Raw genomic sequence first — 15824 nt, 5'->3', positions numbered from 1 at the left:
AGCATCTAAATAAGATGCTAATCAATGCTACAAACAGAGGTAGAACAATCTTCACAAGCAATTTCACATTTTAAAAATTGTAAATCATGAATTGTAATCTTTCCTTTAGTAATAGAAATCGTACCCTTTTTTTTCAAATCATTTAACATTCGATTTACGCTTTCACGGGAAGTTGCACAGAAGTTCGCAAGTTCTTGATTCGTTAATGGTAAATCGATGAGAATACCATTTTCCTTTAACACACCATAACTATTTGTCATTCGTATGAGAGTAGAATACAGGGCACCTTTTTTGCCGTGTAATACTAAATCGCGGAACTTCGTTTGCATTCTTCTTAAATGTTCACTAATCCATTTCATAAATTCAAATACAAGTGCGGGTTTTTGGAGTAATGCTTTTTCTAAGGTTTCACGCTTTATTACTCCTACTTCAACATCTTCAAGGCATTTTGAATTTAATAAATACTTCGCATTGTCCGTGAATAATGTTAATTCGCCAATAATGTCGTATGCCGAACAAATACGGAGTGTTAATTCTTGTCCGTCAGCACTTAGTTTACTAATTTGTACTTTTCCTGAGTGGATGATATAGAGTTCTGTTGCTTCCATACCTTCTTGAAAAATAAAACTTCCTTTTTTTATCTGCATTTTATATTCAACAGATGCAAGTAATTCCTTTAAATCTTGAGATAATGTCATACTGTTTGCCACAGCGATCACCTTTCTTCTTATAAGCAATACATTTCCTATTTTGAGTGTAAGTATGATGAAAATGCAAGAGCTATTTAAAAAAAGTGAAATTTCAATGACTGTACGGGAAAATAAATTAATATGTTTTAAGAGTTAATGGAAGTAAAGGGGTAAATGAGTATAAGTTTTTAGTTGAAAAGATAACCAAAAAAAATTCAATATGTAAAGTAGATGAGACTAAAGATGTGAACAAAATTCGAACGGATTTGTGAAGAATTTTTGAATGGGGAAAGTAATGTGAGAAAAGTCACATTGAATATGTAGCTTCTTTTTTATAATAAAGGCAAATAAAAAATATGAAACCTACTAAGGATTGCAGTAGAAAAGAAGGGATATAGATGCACGAGAAGATGAGGGATTCGTTAGAGCGGCCACTTCAAGATTTACGTATTTCAGTTATTGATCGTTGTAATTTTAGGTGTACATACTGTATGCCAGCCGAAGTGTTCGGATCTGATTATGCTTTTTTACAGGAAGAGTTTTTATTAACATTCGATGAAATAGAAAGATTAGCTAGATTATTTATAAGTATGGGAGTCAATAAAATTAGACTTACTGGCGGTGAACCTTTATTGCGTAAAGATTTACCAAAGTTAATTGCAAGGCTTGCAAAGCTAGAAGGCTTAACAGATATTGGACTCACAACAAACGGTATTCATTTAGCAAAACAAGCTAAGGCGCTAAAAGTTGCGGGATTAAAACGTGTAAATATTAGTTTAGATGCGATAGAGGATCACGTTTTCAAAAAAATAAATGGCCGAAATGTAAGCACAAAACCTGTATTGAAAGGGATTGAAGCAGCGAAGGCAGCTGGATTAGAAGTGAAAGTAAATATGGTCGTAAAAAAAGGGATGAATGATAGTCAAATTCTTCCTATGGCTCAGTATTTTAAAGAACAAGAAATTCAGCTACGTTTTATCGAGTTTATGGATGTGGGCAGTACGAACGGCTGGAACTTTGAACAAGTCATTACGAAGGAACAATTAATAGAAAAAATTAATCGTGTATATCCGATTGAGCCCGCCCAGCCTCGTTACTTTGGAGAAGTAGCTAAAGTGTATCGATATGTAGGGAGCGATGCAGAAGTTGGCTTTATTACTTCTGTTTCTGAGTCATTTTGTTCTTCTTGTACGAGAGCTCGTATTTCGGCAGACGGAAAGTTTTTTACATGCCTATTTGGAACGAAAGGAACGGATTTGCGAACGCTTCTTCGAGAAAATATTTCTAATGCATCACTATTAAAAATTCTACAACATACATGGGAGTTTAGAAAAGATCGGTATTCAGATGAAAGAACAGCTGAAAGTGCAAATAAACGTCCAAAAGTAGAAATGTCTTACATTGGTGGATAACGAAAGGAGGGTTCCCTATGCAAGAGCGTTATTCAAGGCAAGTATTGTTTTCTGGAATTGGTGAAATGGGACAAAGAAAAATAAAAGAAAAGCATGTGCTCCTAATAGGAGCGGGTGCACTAGGAGCTGCGAATGCAGAAGCGCTCGTTAGGATGGGAATTGGGAAATTGACAATTGCTGACCGTGACTACGTTGAATGGAGTAATTTACAAAGACAACAGTTATATACAGAAGAAGATGCACAGCAGTGTAAACCGAAAGCAATTGCAGCGGCAGAGCATTTAAGAAAAATTAATTCTGAAGTAGAAATTGTACCTGTTGTAACGGATGTTACAATGCAAGAAATGGAAGAGTTAACAAAAGAAGCAGATCTTATAGTAGATGCGACTGATAATTTCGATACGCGCCTACTTATAAATGATATTTCACAAAAAGAAAATATACCTTGGATATACGGTGGATGCATTGGAAGTTACGGTGTAACGTATACGATTCTTCCTGGAGAAACACCATGTTTTCGCTGCTTAATGGATCATCCTATGGGCGGTGCAACATGCGATACAGCCGGAATCATTCAGCCAGCGGTACAAATGGTTGTTGCTCACCAAGTAACAGAAGCGATGAAAATATTGGTGGATGATTTTGAGGCGTTAAGAGGAACAATGTTATCATTTGATATTTGGAACAATCAATATCTCTCATTAAAAGTAAATAGGCAGAAAAAAAGTACATGTCCATCTTGTGGGAATGTACGCACGTATCCAAGTTTAACATTTGAAGCACAGATGAAAACGGAAGTGCTATGCGGGCGGAATACAGTTCAAATCCGTCCAGGAATAAAAAAAATTCTTAATTTAGAAGAAATTCAAAAGCGCTTACAAAAAAGTGTGAATGTCAAAAAAACTCCATATTTACTATCCTTTCTAGTAGATGAATATCGTTTTGTGTTATTTACAGACGGCAGAGCGTTTATTCATGGGACTAATGATATGAAAATGGCAAAACGGTTATACGCAAAATATATAGGATGAACAGAAAGAGAGTTTCTTCTTATCAAAACGAGGTGAAAAAGAATGTTAGAAAAACGTACACCAATCTCAGTGGCAGAAGCAGTTGCACGTGTAATGGAATATGCCTATCAAGGTGAAATGGAAAAGGTTTCTCTTACCGAAAGTTACGGAAGAGTCCTCGGAGAAGATGTTGTTGCAGATCATGATGTTCCGCATTTTGATCGCTCTCCGTACGACGGATTTGCGATTCGAACAGAAGATACAAAAGAAGCAAGTAGCAGTAACCCAATTCAGTTTGAAGTGATAGGTGAAATTGGAGCAGGTTTTGTTTTTAAAGAGGAAGTAAAAGCATTTCAAGCTGTACGTATTATGACAGGAGCCGCAATTCCAGCGGGATGTAATGCTGTTGTTATGTTAGAACTAACGGAAGGGTTTGAAGAAAACAAAAAGACTTATATGAAATTAAAACGCTCTTTCACTTCTGGTGATAACATTTCTTTTCAAGGAGAAGATGTAAAACAAAATGCCATACTTGTGAAAAAAGGGACTTCTATTAACCCTGGAGTAGCGGCACTGCTTGCTACGTTTGGTTATAGTTCCGTGCATGTTGTAAGACAGCCGGTTATTGGAATTGTAACGACAGGGAGTGAACTACTCGAAGTACATGAACAACTGAAAGAAGGGAAGATTCGAAATAGTAACTCCTATATGATCGCTGCTCAAATTGAACGAGCGGGCGGAGTTGTACAGTATTATGGACAATTCGCTGACGATTTTGAGACGTGTTATAACACTGTAAAAAAAGCGATAAAAGAAGTTGATATATTAATTACAACTGGTGGCGTTTCAGTAGGAGACTATGACTATTTACCTGCTATTTATGAGAGATTACAAGCAAATGTACTTTTCAATAAAATAGCGATGCGACCAGGAAGCGTGACAACTGTCGCTGAGCTAGAAGGAAAACTATTATTTGGTCTATCTGGTAATCCTTCTGCTTGTTATGTCGGATGTGAATTATATGTTCGACCAGTCATTGGAACATACTTGCACAGGAAAGATCCGCACTTATTTCGAGCAGAAGCAATTTTACAGAAAGACTTTCCGAAAGCAAATCCGTTTACTCGTTTTGTAAGAGGGAATGTAGAACTTGTAGATGGCCAATTACAAGTTACACCAGTCGGTTTAGATAAATCTAGCGCAATTTCTTCACTTGCAGAAGCGAATGCATGTATCGTTCTGCCGGGAGGAACGAGAGGATTTGAAGCAGGAATAACCGTTTCGGTACTGTTATTAGAATCAAGCGCCGGAAGTGAGTGGCCGTGGGAAGAGCCGCTTCGATCATACAAGTAACAGAAAAATAGATTGCTAATTTATACAAAGATAAGAGGTGCAAGATGACACATACGTATTATGAAGTAATTGATACTCCTATTTTAATTGAAGATGTTACAAGTAAAGTAATTCGCCGTGAGTGCGGTGCAGTTACTACTTTTATTGGTACTGTCAGAGAATTTACGAAAGGACGTCGCACGCTTTATTTAGAGTATGTAGCTTATAAGACAATGGCGGAAAAACAGCTTGAGAAAATTGGTGCTGAAGTAGAAGCGAAGTGGCCTGGGACATATGTGGCAATTACACATCGCATTGGTACATTACAAATTTCTGATCTTGCTGTTGTTGTTGCTGTTTCTACACCACACCGGAAAGCGGCCTATGAGGCGAATGAATATATTATGGAGCGTATAAAACAAATTGTTCCGATTTGGAAGAAAGAGTTTTGGGAAGATGGTGAGTCATGGATAGGGGATCAGTTAGAGAAAATAGCATATGGTAATGGCGAACCTGAAAAGGAGATGAGAACATGATTGAAGTACTATTATTTGCACATTTGCAAGAAGAAGCAAGTAAGTCGGTCTTGCAAATAGATTGTGAAAATATTTCAGTTTCTGAACTAAAGGAAGTTCTGATTAAGAAATACAATGTAGCAATTTCAAACGAGATAATGGTCGCCGTAAATGAAGAATACGCAAATGAGGATGACATCATTCAAACTGGCGACGTCGTAGCAATGATTCCACCAGTAAGTGGTGGTTGATTCTTTTCAGCCTAATCATGTTAGGACGTGATTAGGCTGGAGAGAATGAATATAACTATGCATACATAGGAGGGAACAGGATGAAAAGTCCTAATTTTCAATTAAGTTTACAAACTTCTAATCTAGTTATCGGTTTTATGGTATGGGTCATTTTATCATCATTAATGCCTTATATTAAAGCAGATATTCCATTAACTGCGGGACAAATTTCTATGGTAACAGCAGTACCGGTTATTTTAGGTTCTATTCTTCGCATTCCAATTGGTTATTGGACGAATCGTTACGGAGCAAGAAAATTATTCTTTATTAGTTTTATTCTTTTATTATTCCCTGTCTTTTACATTAGTGTTGCCAATTCTATGATGGATTTAATTATTGGTGGCTTATTTGTGGGGATTGGTGGTGCTGTATTCTCTGTAGGAGTAACTTCTTTACCAAAGTACTTTCCAAAAGAGAGCCACGGTTTTGTAAATGGTATTTACGGAGTGGGTAACGCTGGAACAGCAATTACTTCATTTTTAGCACCTGTTATTGCAACTTCAGTTGGCTGGAGAACGACAGTACAGTGTTATTTAATTTTACTTGCAGCATTTGCACTTATGAACTTTTTATTAGGAGATCGTAAAGAAAAAAAGGTGAATACACCATTAATGGAACAAATAAAAGGTGTATATAAAAATGAAAAACTTTGGTTTTTATGTATCTTTTACTTTTTAACTTTCGGATCATTCGTCGCATTTACAGTATACTTACCAAACTTTTTAGTATCTCACTTCGGATTAGAGAAAGTAGATGCAGGTATGCGGACAGCTGGCTTCATCGTATTAGCAACAATTATGCGCCCGATTGGTGGTTGGCTCGGTGATAAATTTAATCCATTTAAAATATTAATCTTCGTATTTATCGGTTTAACACTTTCAGGTATTATCCTATCATTTATGCCAAGCATGAACGTATACACATTTGGTTGCTTACTAGTCGCATTTTGTGCAGGTATTGGCAATGGTACAATCTTCAAGCTTGTGCCAATGTACTTCTCTGAGCAAGCAGGGATTGTAAATGGTGTTGTGTCAGCTTTAGGTGGACTAGGAGGGTTTTTCCCGCCATTAATTTTAACATTACTATTCCAACTAACAGGTCATTATGCAATCGGATTTATGGCGTTATCAGAAGTAGCGCTTGCTTGTTTAATTATTACAGTGTGGATGTATAGTCAAGAGAAGCTGTTAGTGATGTTAAAGAATAATTAATAGAGAAAAAGGGTGCCTAGTAGAGGCATCCTTTTTTCTACTTAAACAAACAAGAATGAATTGTCTTATGTATAACAAGGGCCTTTTCGTAAATAATGTTGTTTTATTACTTAAGAATTTTATCTTTATTGATTTTATAAGAATTTCCCGCATAATTGTAACAAAGGGAGATGATTCCAAGTTGAGTAAACAGAATATCAGCACAACAGTTTCAGGAGATTTGATTGTTACCCATCTAATTGGTCAGATTAAAACAGAGGATGTGTATGAATGGTTTAATGATTTTGAGCAGGTTTGTCAGCAATTTATTTCTGAAGGGCGGAAATACAAATTATTGGTAGATAGAAAAGGATACACGCCAAATCATTTTTCTGTTCAAAAAGTATGGAAAGATAAGTTCTTCAATGAAACCATTTTGAATCATAGTAAGGCAATTGCATTTCTTCTTGAAGAAGGGGAGATACTGAATTATTTACAACAATCCAATACGAAAGAATCTGTGGAATTTTTCGATGATTATGAACAAGCGCTAATTTGGTTGAATGAATATCCAATGTAAAAAATGAATTGAAAGAGTTGCTCGTAATGTTGCAGTTATCATAACATTTACTTGTTTACAAGTTGCCGACACCATTCATTTTCTTCGCAGATTGCTTGTGCAGTTTCAAAAAAGAAACCAAAACAAAAAGAACAAACGCTTCTAAAAAACGTTTGTCCAAAGGTAATTACTATTTTGGCTAAGAAATAGATTATTATTTGTGAGTACGAGAAAGCTTTTTTATAAGTTTAGGAAGTATAGATGTTAATTCTTGCTTCATACGCTTTGTAGACGATGGATCTTTACCAGAAGTTGAAATAGTGACAATATATTCATTATTTCTTATAACGCCAGGTGTGTGAAACGATGATTCTGTACCATCGCTTACAACGTTAACCCACTGGAAATCGTGGGCGGCCTGTTTGACCATCATATTAACAGCATGTTGATTTGTAGCTGCATAAATAAGATGAGCATCTTTAATGTCATCATTACTAAAAGTTTTTTGCTTCCAAGTAATATAGGGAAGTTCTTTCATTTCCTCGCAAATCTCGGGGCTAATAACGGTGACGAAAGCGCCTGTATTTTTTAATCCAGACGCTTTTCGATATGCAATTTTACCTCCACCAATGATAACGACCACTTTATTATGTAGATTAAACATAAGAGGGTACATGCTATACATACACACATTCCTCCATTCGCTCTAATAATGCCAACTTCATATATGTATCAAACTTCAGGCAGTTACAAGTCGTAACGTGATCGTATTTTTTTGTATGCAATTTGATTTTTTGAAGCAATAATCCGGTAAAGAGAAGGTACGGCATGACATATACATGGGATGCGGCCGATGTTATAGTCTTGAGCTCAGCAGTAAAAGAGGGAGTTCCTTTCGTTAAAAAGGAGCACGATACTGGCATACTGAGTTTTCGTTCGACAGCTGCTCCGATTTGTTGTAACTCATGTATCGGCTGGGGGTCACTACTGCCTCTTCCTACGAGTAAAATACTACTACCTTGCATTGGAATAGTTTCACGTATTCTTTTCGCTACAAGTTCAACCATATGTGGATGCGTACTAAAAGGTGGTACAACTGAAAATGTTATATGTGGGTATTTCTTTTGTATTTGTTCTATTTCAAGAGGAATATCACGTTTATAGTGAGCTGCTGCAAATAATAAAACAGGTACAATCATTATTTCAGTTGCTCCCTCTAGTATTGTTTCTGTAACTGCATCCGAAATGGTAGGTGTTGTTAGTTCTAGAAAAGCTATTTTTTGAATTCTTTCGTTACGTTCTTTCATGACAGATTGAATAAAGCGAATAAATTGTTCATTGCCTTCTTGCAGGCGACTACCGTGTCCAACATATACAATTCCTTTCATCGTAGCACCAAATCTTTCTTCATAATAATGTCTTGTAATTGCTCATCTACATTATGTAATCCGACTTTATTCGCATAGTGTAAAGTTGGAACGTCGGTATACGAGAAGGGAAGAGTAAGAATATCAATAAAACCAAGTCGTTTTATTTCTGATAAAAAAGTATCAATTGAGGCACGCCCTTCAAACACAATGCTATCCCATGAGAATTCAGAAAGTATACGAGAATGAACTTCATCGAAACGATGATCAATTGTATACTCATGAGTCATCATATAGGAGCCAGCACCAATTTTCTCTTGAATAAAAGCAATTCGGTTAATATTTCTGCCTAAATAAACAGTTGTATGGGAAGAGAACTTTGCTTGTTTACTTAGTAGCCCATATTGCATAAGTTTTTCTTGAGTGGCAACATTCATGTGCTGCAGCTCTGCCTGTAAGGAACGAATATCTTTCTGGTATTTACTACATGCTTGCATCAAGATTTCTACACTTTCAGCTGAACAAAAAACAAGGCGATCAACGTTAAAAATTTCATTGATTTGTTCAAGTGTTAATGTATATTCTTCCTTTTTGAAAGTTGGAATTTGATATATTTCTGCACCGGTTTCTTGTAACCTTTGCTTCATTACACTTGTTTTATTTGTTGCAGATGCAAATAAAACTTTTTTACCATGTAATGGTTTACGTTCTTTCCAAGCGATTTGATTACGTAAGGAAACGACATCACCAACAATCGTCATGGAAGGGTTAGAAATATTTTCGGTTTTGACGTTATGAACAATGGTTGCTAGAGTCCCTGTGACAACGCGCTGTTTCCCAGTTGTACCCCATTCAATGACTGCTGCGGGTGTATCTTCTTTTTTTCCTGCTTGTAGTAAGTTTTCACAAATGGTAGGTAAGTTTTTTATACCCATGTAGTAGGCGATTGTGTCGCTATTGTGGGATGAATTATATTTTCCATAATCGGCCAAAGGACCTTTTGCATGTCCAGTTAGTAAAGTGACGCTATTACTGTAGTTACGGTGGGTGAGGGGGATACCTGCATAGCTACTAGCGGCGATGCTAGATGTAATACCTGGTACAATTTCATACGGAATGTTCGCAGATGCTAAAGTTTCTGCTTCTTCACCAACACGACCAAAAATAGAGGGATCTCCACCTTTTAAGCGTACAACGGTTTTTCCTTCTTTCGCAAATTGAAGGAGGTGGGCGTTAATCATTTCTTGTCGCATAGTATGATTTTTCGGCATTTTTCCGCAATAAATAAGTTCGCATGTTTCTTTTGTATAATGAAGAAATCTAGGATTTAATAAGCGGTCATATAAGACGATATCTGCACGCTTTAAGCAGTCTATCGCTTTTTTTGTAATAAGCCCTTCATCACCTGGTCCTGCACCAACTAAATATACATATCCGTTCATATTCACACCTCATCTATTTTTATTTAAAAGGAAGCCAGGGGAGGCTTCCTTTTGTAAATTACATGTTGATATAAATGTCACCATCAATAACTTCTACTTCGTACGTTTGAATACAACCGTCATCAGGTTTTTGAACTTCACCCGTTATTAATGAAATTTTCCAATCATGTAGTGGACAAAATACGAATTCTCCAGATACAATTCCTTCAGCTAATGGACCGTTTTTATGAGGACAACGATTTTCTACAGCGCGAATATCGCCATTTGAAAGGCTGAATAGGGCGATAGACGTACCTTTCATTTGCACCTCTTTACCAATTTGAATAGGAAGGTCTTCCGCACGCATAATTTTTATTTTTTCTTTCGTTTGTAACATATACTGCACGCTCCTTATTTTACAGTTTCTACTTCATACATCGCTTTTAATGAATTCGTTTCTAGTGCTTGTCCCCATGCTTCCGTATATGTGCTACGAGCTGTTTGGAAACGCTCATTTAACTTAGTGACCATATTTGTATCTTGCAGTATTTCTTTTATATGATCGAAGCCTAATCGTTCTGTCCAGTAGGCAGTGCGTTCTCCGTAAATACCAGTTTCACGATAATATTGCATGTAAGCTGTAGCGATGCGAAGAACATCATCTTCAGTAGGGACAATCATTACAAAATCAGCTTCACGCACTTCCGTACCACCATTTCCGCCGATATATAGTTGATATCCATTTTCGACACAAACAACGCCAAAATCTTTCGTAAGTACTTCCGCACAGTTACGTGGGCAGCCCGTTACACCCATTTTCATTTTATGAGGTGTATCTACCATTTCTAATGATTGTTCGAGTAGCATACCAAGCCCTAATGAATCTTTCGTACCGAAACGACAGAAACGAGAACCAACACACGATTTTACATTACGAAGTGATTTTGAATACGCATATCCAGAAGTCATATGTAAGTCAGCCCATACGTTAGGTAAATCTTGTTTCTTAACACCATATAAACCGATGCGACTTGCGCCTGTAATTTTCACAAGAGGAACATCATACTTTTTCGCAACTTCAGCAATTTTCATTAAATCATCTGCAGTTGTAACGCCTCCGTACATACGTGGAATAACAGAGAATGTACCATCATGCTGAATGTTACCATTCATTCTTTCATTAACGTAACGGGATGATTTATCATCTTCATATTCTTCTGGAATCGCCATACGTAAATAGTAATTTAAAGCAGGACGACATTTCGAACATCCGTCTTCATGTGCAAAACCGAGTACATTTCGTACTTCTTTTGGCGATTTTAAACCTTTCTCATGAATCGCTTCTACGACTTCATCACGTGATAAAGTTGTACATCCACACATACCGGCAGATTGTGCTGAGGCATCAAACGCATCTCCAAGTGTATGAGATAAAATTTGTTCTACAAGTGGACGACATTTACCACAAGAACCGGCGGCTTTCGTGCAGCCTTTTACTTCTTCAAAAGTCGTTAACTCTTGTTCTAAAATGGCATGTACGATTGTGCCTTTCGTAACACCATTACATCCACAAATCGTGTCATCCGCACTCATTGTAGCAACGTCAAGTTCACATTCTTCACCAGCTTTGTGAAGAATGGAAGCAGGTGTATATTCTTGTATATCTTCTTCTTTCTTTAACATACTAAAGAGGCGTGTACCATCAGCTGTGTCACCATATAAAACGATACCGGCGACTTTATTGTCACGAATTAATACTTTTTTATAGGAACGTTTACATTCATCAAAGATGGATATTGCTTTCGTTTGATCATCTTCATAGATTTGGCCAGCAGAGAATAAATCACAACCTGCAACTTTTAATTGCGTACCGACGATGCTGCCTGTATATCCATCAGTTTGTAAATTCGTTATATGTTTTGCTAATATTGCACCTTGTTCATATAGAGGAGCAACAAGGCCATAGGCGATACCGTCATGCTCTGCACATTCACCAACGGCATAAATGGATTCATCATTTGTTAGCATATAGTCGTTGACTACAATACCGCGATTTACAATTAAACTAGCATCTTTTGCTATTTGCGTATTCGGGCGTATCCCGACTGCCATTACAATTAAATCACAATCTACAACTTCACCATCTTCAAATTGAATGCCCTCAACATGGTCTGTACCAAGAATTTTTACCGTTTTCTTTTCCATGAGAAATTTCATGCCTTGTGCTTCTAAATCTTCACGAAGGAGAGAAGCTGCTTTTGTATCTAGTTGTTGCTCCATTAAGCTCGGCATTAAATGAACAACATGTACGTTCATTCCTAAATCAATAAGACCTCTTGCGGCTTCTAAGCCAAGTAACCCACCGCCGATGACAACGGCTTTTTTCTTATCTTTAGCAGTATCAATCATAAATTGTGTATCTTCAATTGTTCGAAATCCTGTCACACCAGGAAGGGTAGAACCTTCAACAGGTAAAATAAAAGCACTAGAACCTGTTGCGATAATGAGTTTGTCATATGTAAGAGTACGATTCTTTTCTGTGATAATGATTTTTTCTTCTCGGTTAATACTTTGAACTCTTTCGTTTGTATACAAGGTTATTTCATTTTCTTCGTACCAACTGTAGTCATTCATAATGATATCTTGCATATTTGTTTTGCCTTGTAAAACATGAGAGAGCATAATGCGATTATAGTTTGGATGTGGTTCATCTCCAAAAATAGTAATCTCATATGAATCACTATCATGTTTTAATATTTCTTCCATACAGCGTATGCCAGCCATACCATTTCCGATCATAACTAAACGTTTTTTCATATTCATTTCCCCTTTTTATGTGAAATGTTGAACAAAGTATATTATGTTTCTATTATAGAAAATAAAAAAAGAGGGAGATGTGATATTTATCACATCTTAATAATGATTCACAAATTGTTAAAATTCGGATTTATGTGGAGAGATAAGTGAAAGGGAATTTTTTATATGGGTAGGTGGGGGAGTGAAGAGACCCGCACCTAATTAAATAATAGTAAGCTGCCCAATGAAATGATAGGGGAAGTGTGACTATTTCTTACACAATGAAAAAGCAGGACATGAGCATGTATACTCATGTCCTGTGCTTTATCTATGCTTTCGTAATTGCACGTGGAAATAAAATGTTATTCTCTAAATGTATATGCTCAAATAAATCAGATTCTAGAGCTTCAAGACGTTGGTAAACAAGTCGATAAGTGCCACAAGCTCCTTCTGGAGGAGTAAAGTCATTTGTCACTTTACGAAGTTCTTTAATAATATTGCCAGCGTGGTTATGTTCATTCTCTAACTCATCCACTACTTTACGTAATTTTGCATAGTTTTCATCAGTTGGATGTTGTTCGAATTCTAAAATTAATGGGAAATCTTCTGTTTCTTCTTTAATTAAATGCTGTTCTAATTCCATCTTAAGTTCATGAAATAGCTTATGAATTTGAGCTAAATGAGGCTGACTAGCTCCATGGACGCGTAATACTTTCGTTACATACGGACTTAATTGTGGCAACTCTTCATTTAAATAGCGATGGTGCTTATTTATAACATAATCAATCAATTCGCGATAAGATGCATTTTTCCAATCAATTTCAGACTCGTTTAATAGTTTTGTTTTATCATAAAGCGTATTTAACTCTGTAAGTACTTCTGTTGCTGATAAATTTCTTTCATTAATTGCATCAATAAGTGGTTTATTACCACCACAACAAAAATCTATTCTATATGATTTAAAAAGATCACTAGCTTTCGGAAATTGTGTAACAATCTCACCGACAATAGAAGTTTCAGTAAATGTATGTTCCATATGAATGCCTCCATAAAGTTTAATGTGATAACTAAACCAAGAATAGCAATATATTAAAATCAATGTGGTGATATAAATCACTTATTATGTGTCAGTTTTGAAAATAAACGGAATATATGTTGTTAAAAATGGTCAGGTCCAACTAATAGAACCACCTCAAGGTGGATTTGGTGAACAATCATTTGTATATTCAAAATGGAAAAGTAATTCGTATGGAAGAGCGAAAAATTCGGTTAATATAATCAAATTTGAATTTTGTTAAGAAATGGGACTACAAGCATCAATAATTATATGGGAAAAAGAGCGTTATCACTGAAATAAAAAAGCCCTGCACACAGGGCATCTAAAAAGATACCTTAGCAATAATAACGATTTTGGGGACGTATTAGCTAAGGTATCTGGATGGATGGTTGCATACTAAGTATGCAGTCAAGAGCATTGTTGAATGTATTGGGTTATTCAACAAATTAAGAATAACACGAAGTTTCTGTTAATTAATCTGGTAAATTTGTCTAAAAAAATGCCTTTATAAAAGTTTTTCACCTAAGAAATGGATGCGTGGATCTTAACAAAAGCGTTATTTTAGCTAAAAGAGCATCTAACATAAGTTAAATACTCTTTGACTTAAAATAAATCTTCAGATGTATCTCTAATTGAATAGTTCTCACTAAAATTTACAATAGCAGAAATCTTTTGTTTTTTATCGTCAGCAACATGTCCGAATAGGTAAATCTCATGTGTTCTATATTCTTCCGGAGGCTCAACTTTTTTTATTACAATATCAAGAGTCTTCTCTTTTTTAAAGTAACCAATTGTAACTAGTTCAGCAGTTTTTTTTACTGTGGGCCATTCTTCACTGTATTCTTTTGGAATGGATTGAGCCGATACAAAATGTATAAATATAATCGGAATAGTTAGAAAAAACATACTTACAATTACGTAGCGTAATAATTTTCTTGCCATCAAGTGTCACACCTACCAATAATGTTTTATTTAATCAATCTAACAGTCTGTTATATTAAACCAGAATTAACCAATTAACTATCTATTTAGGTGACAATAGTATTACGAATTTGTAAGGTTTATTAAAAAAGAGCTTAATAGAAAGTCGAACAAAATAGTTATTTTGGAGGGGGACTCAATAGAAATCTTTTGAAAATTGAAATTCATTAAAAAGAGCACTATTAGAATAGTGCCCAACTTCAATTTGCAGGAGTATTATGAGGAAACTTAAGTAGGTGGCTTAAGTTTCTCTGTAATAATTATGAATTTATGATAAGGAAAATGTTTATATTTTAAAGTAATGTTGAGGGATATTTGTAAGTAGTGAAATCTTCTTTGAAGATATCTTCAACTAATTGAATCGTTTCTTCATCATAAAAACTATCATAGGTCGGATGCCTTGGGAATAAGGGATCTGTAATATCACCATCTGCATAGTTACCTTTGTAATTTGCTAGATTACTTTGGTGATGCCACGAGTTTATTAATCCGTTTAATGGAGATTTTTTTAAACAATGTTTGTCTTCTAAGATAGACAGATGGGTAGAGAATTTTTCAAGGTAAATGTAATTTGTAACGAACTCTTCTTCTCCTTGTATATATTGAGGTGTGAAGTGTGGGTTTACACCTTCAAAATTTGGTGCATGCGCTTTTAAATAATATAAATACAGTTTAAAGGAAATCTTTTTATTGCAAGATTCATCACCATAAAGATAACGACGGATTGGCTTCCACTCAGTGGATTCGTAATATGGCGCTGGTATAAGAGAAATAAAGGAACTTACAGCTCTTTTGAAAGGGTTTCTTACCAATTTATACGTGTCTTTTTCTTTTGCTTGTAATGCGTTGGCTAAATCAGTGAAATATGGTATGGAATTTTTATAAATTTCAAATTCATAGTTATGAACAAATGGGCTATATTTTACAACTTCTTTAAACAAATTAATGTGATAAAAGAACCAATATGCGAGTGAAGTGCAGCCGCTTTTTTGGCTCCAAAATAAGATTAAAGGGAAATCTTTGTGAAAGTGAGGGGGACGCCCATACTTGGCTATAAAATCATAAATATTTGTGATAAGCATATTTAACCTCCATTCACTTTGTATACTTTTCTTAGTGTATTGAGGGAATACTGAATATATGAAAATAAGCCATGAAAATGTCTGAATAATTTAAGAGAAATAACTTTTCATAAAAGCGTTATT

The 15824-nt window shown here is 35.6% G+C and carries 16 protein-coding genes and 1 pseudogene; 8 read left to right on the top strand and 9 right to left on the bottom strand.

Annotated elements, in window-relative coordinates; genetic code table 11:
• Window positions 1-17: 17 nt before the first annotated feature.
• Window positions 18-710, bottom strand: a complete 693-nt coding sequence (locus tag G9F74_RS05760; RefSeq protein ID WP_000013862.1) for a Crp/Fnr family transcriptional regulator — start codon at window positions 708-710, stop codon at window positions 18-20.
• Between the two features lie 377 nt (window positions 711-1087).
• On the opposite strand from G9F74_RS05760, the gene moaA reads away from it, so the two are divergent.
• The 7 genes from moaA (at window position 1088) to G9F74_RS05725 (ending at window position 7018) form a co-directional block, all read left to right on the top strand.
• Entirely contained in the window at window positions 1088-2101 is a 1014-nt protein-coding gene (moaA, locus tag G9F74_RS05755) for a GTP 3',8-cyclase MoaA (RefSeq protein ID WP_000544629.1), read from the top strand.
• 17 nt (window positions 2102-2118) lie between these two features.
• On the top strand, window positions 2119-3132 hold the full coding sequence (locus G9F74_RS05750; protein WP_001158119.1) for a molybdopterin-synthase adenylyltransferase MoeB: 1014 nt from the start codon (window positions 2119-2121) through the stop codon (window positions 3130-3132).
• Window positions 3133-3174: 42 nt separating this feature from the next.
• A complete protein-coding gene (locus tag G9F74_RS05745; RefSeq protein WP_000890811.1) occupies window positions 3175-4464 on the top strand; it encodes a molybdopterin molybdotransferase MoeA in 1290 nt (429 codons plus the stop codon).
• 44 nt (window positions 4465-4508) lie between these two features.
• On the top strand, window positions 4509-4979 hold the full coding sequence (locus G9F74_RS05740; RefSeq protein WP_000149949.1) for a molybdenum cofactor biosynthesis protein MoaE: 471 nt from the start codon (window positions 4509-4511) through the stop codon (window positions 4977-4979).
• Complete coding sequence (gene moaD, locus G9F74_RS05735) at window positions 4976-5209, top strand: molybdopterin converting factor subunit 1 (RefSeq protein WP_000573668.1); 234 nt, start codon at window positions 4976-4978, stop codon at window positions 5207-5209. Before G9F74_RS05740 ends, moaD begins: the two co-directional genes overlap by 4 nt.
• 80 nt (window positions 5210-5289) lie before the next feature.
• The gene (narK, locus tag G9F74_RS05730; RefSeq protein ID WP_000841861.1) at window positions 5290-6459 is read left to right on the top strand and encodes a nitrate transporter NarK; all 1170 of its coding nucleotides are present in this window, start codon (window positions 5290-5292) and stop codon (window positions 6457-6459) included.
• A 55-nt stretch (window positions 6460-6514) separates the two neighbouring features.
• Entirely contained in the window at window positions 6515-7018 is a 504-nt protein-coding gene (locus G9F74_RS05725) for a hypothetical protein (protein WP_000995727.1), read from the top strand.
• A 193-nt stretch (window positions 7019-7211) separates the two neighbouring features.
• Here the strand turns inward: G9F74_RS05725 and G9F74_RS05720 are convergent, their stop codons facing one another.
• The 6 genes from G9F74_RS05720 to ric all read right to left on the bottom strand — a co-directional run bounded on the left by G9F74_RS05720 (window position 7212) and on the right by ric (window position 13617).
• Window positions 7212-7682, bottom strand: coding sequence for a precorrin-2 dehydrogenase (locus G9F74_RS05720; protein WP_000287168.1), 471 nt, complete (start codon window positions 7680-7682; stop codon window positions 7212-7214).
• A complete protein-coding gene (locus tag G9F74_RS05715) occupies window positions 7675-8385 on the bottom strand; it encodes a sirohydrochlorin chelatase (protein ID WP_000676483.1) in 711 nt (236 codons plus the stop codon). The genes G9F74_RS05720 and G9F74_RS05715 overlap by 8 nt, the downstream gene beginning before the upstream one ends.
• Window positions 8382-9806: a uroporphyrin-III C-methyltransferase gene (locus G9F74_RS05710; RefSeq protein WP_001014930.1), complete on the bottom strand. Its 1425-nt coding sequence runs from the start codon at window positions 9804-9806 to the stop codon at window positions 8382-8384. Before G9F74_RS05710 ends, G9F74_RS05715 begins: the two co-directional genes overlap by 4 nt.
• A 58-nt stretch (window positions 9807-9864) precedes the next feature.
• Window positions 9865-10182, bottom strand: a complete 318-nt coding sequence (gene nirD / locus G9F74_RS05705) for a nitrite reductase small subunit NirD (RefSeq protein ID WP_000942187.1) — start codon at window positions 10180-10182, stop codon at window positions 9865-9867.
• Between the two features lie 14 nt (window positions 10183-10196).
• Window positions 10197-12602, bottom strand: coding sequence for an NADPH-nitrite reductase large subunit (gene nirB / locus G9F74_RS05700; RefSeq protein WP_000746922.1), 2406 nt, complete (start codon window positions 12600-12602; stop codon window positions 10197-10199).
• A gap of 307 nt (window positions 12603-12909) precedes the next feature.
• On the bottom strand, window positions 12910-13617 hold the full coding sequence (gene ric / locus G9F74_RS05695) for an iron-sulfur cluster repair di-iron protein (RefSeq protein WP_000401367.1): 708 nt from the start codon (window positions 13615-13617) through the stop codon (window positions 12910-12912).
• A gap of 76 nt (window positions 13618-13693) precedes the next feature.
• On the opposite strand from ric, the pseudogene G9F74_RS05690 reads away from it, so the two are divergent.
• Window positions 13694-13859 (top strand): annotated as a pseudogene (locus G9F74_RS05690) (DUF3954 domain-containing protein).
• A 382-nt stretch (window positions 13860-14241) separates the two neighbouring features.
• On the opposite strand, the gene G9F74_RS05685 reads toward G9F74_RS05690, so the two are convergent.
• Both G9F74_RS05685 and G9F74_RS05680 read right to left on the bottom strand, forming a co-directional pair.
• Window positions 14242-14580, bottom strand: coding sequence for a hypothetical protein (locus G9F74_RS05685; protein ID WP_000101563.1), 339 nt, complete (start codon window positions 14578-14580; stop codon window positions 14242-14244).
• A gap of 332 nt (window positions 14581-14912) precedes the next feature.
• Entirely contained in the window at window positions 14913-15701 is a 789-nt protein-coding gene (locus G9F74_RS05680) for a sulfotransferase family 2 domain-containing protein (RefSeq protein WP_000909242.1), read from the bottom strand.
• Window positions 15702-15824 lie beyond the last annotated feature (123 nt).

Origin of the sequence: Bacillus sp. EKM202B, assembly GCF_011066025.1 — a bacterium.
GTDB classification, from domain to species: domain Bacteria; phylum Bacillota; class Bacilli; order Bacillales; family Bacillaceae_G; genus Bacillus_A; species Bacillus_A toyonensis.
Note: the sequence above shows the minus strand (reverse complement) of the source record. Positions and strands in the feature narration are given on the sequence as shown.

Coding starts and splice junctions, on each gene's coding strand:
- moaA (WP_000544629.1), top strand. CDS start 1,088: ATGCACGAGAAGATGAGGGATTCGTTAGAGCGGCCACTTCAAGATTTA.
- G9F74_RS05750 (WP_001158119.1), top strand. CDS start 2,119: ATGCAAGAGCGTTATTCAAGGCAAGTATTGTTTTCTGGAATTGGTGAA.
- G9F74_RS05745 (WP_000890811.1), top strand. CDS start 3,175: ATGTTAGAAAAACGTACACCAATCTCAGTGGCAGAAGCAGTTGCACGT.
- G9F74_RS05740 (WP_000149949.1), top strand. CDS start 4,509: ATGACACATACGTATTATGAAGTAATTGATACTCCTATTTTAATTGAA.
- moaD (WP_000573668.1), top strand. CDS start 4,976: ATGATTGAAGTACTATTATTTGCACATTTGCAAGAAGAAGCAAGTAAG.
- narK (WP_000841861.1), top strand. CDS start 5,290: ATGAAAAGTCCTAATTTTCAATTAAGTTTACAAACTTCTAATCTAGTT.
- G9F74_RS05725 (WP_000995727.1), top strand. CDS start 6,515: ATGAATTGTCTTATGTATAACAAGGGCCTTTTCGTAAATAATGTTGTT.
- G9F74_RS05720 (WP_000287168.1), bottom strand. CDS start 7,682: ATGTATAGCATGTACCCTCTTATGTTTAATCTACATAATAAAGTGGTC.
- G9F74_RS05715 (WP_000676483.1), bottom strand. CDS start 8,385: ATGAAAGGAATTGTATATGTTGGACACGGTAGTCGCCTGCAAGAAGGC.
- G9F74_RS05710 (WP_001014930.1), bottom strand. CDS start 9,806: ATGAACGGATATGTATATTTAGTTGGTGCAGGACCAGGTGATGAAGGG.
- nirD (WP_000942187.1), bottom strand. CDS start 10,182: ATGTTACAAACGAAAGAAAAAATAAAAATTATGCGTGCGGAAGACCTT.
- nirB (WP_000746922.1), bottom strand. CDS start 12,602: ATGAAAAAACGTTTAGTTATGATCGGAAATGGTATGGCTGGCATACGC.
- ric (WP_000401367.1), bottom strand. CDS start 13,617: ATGGAACATACATTTACTGAAACTTCTATTGTCGGTGAGATTGTTACA.
- G9F74_RS05685 (WP_000101563.1), bottom strand. CDS start 14,580: ATGGCAAGAAAATTATTACGCTACGTAATTGTAAGTATGTTTTTTCTA.
- G9F74_RS05680 (WP_000909242.1), bottom strand. CDS start 15,701: ATGCTTATCACAAATATTTATGATTTTATAGCCAAGTATGGGCGTCCC.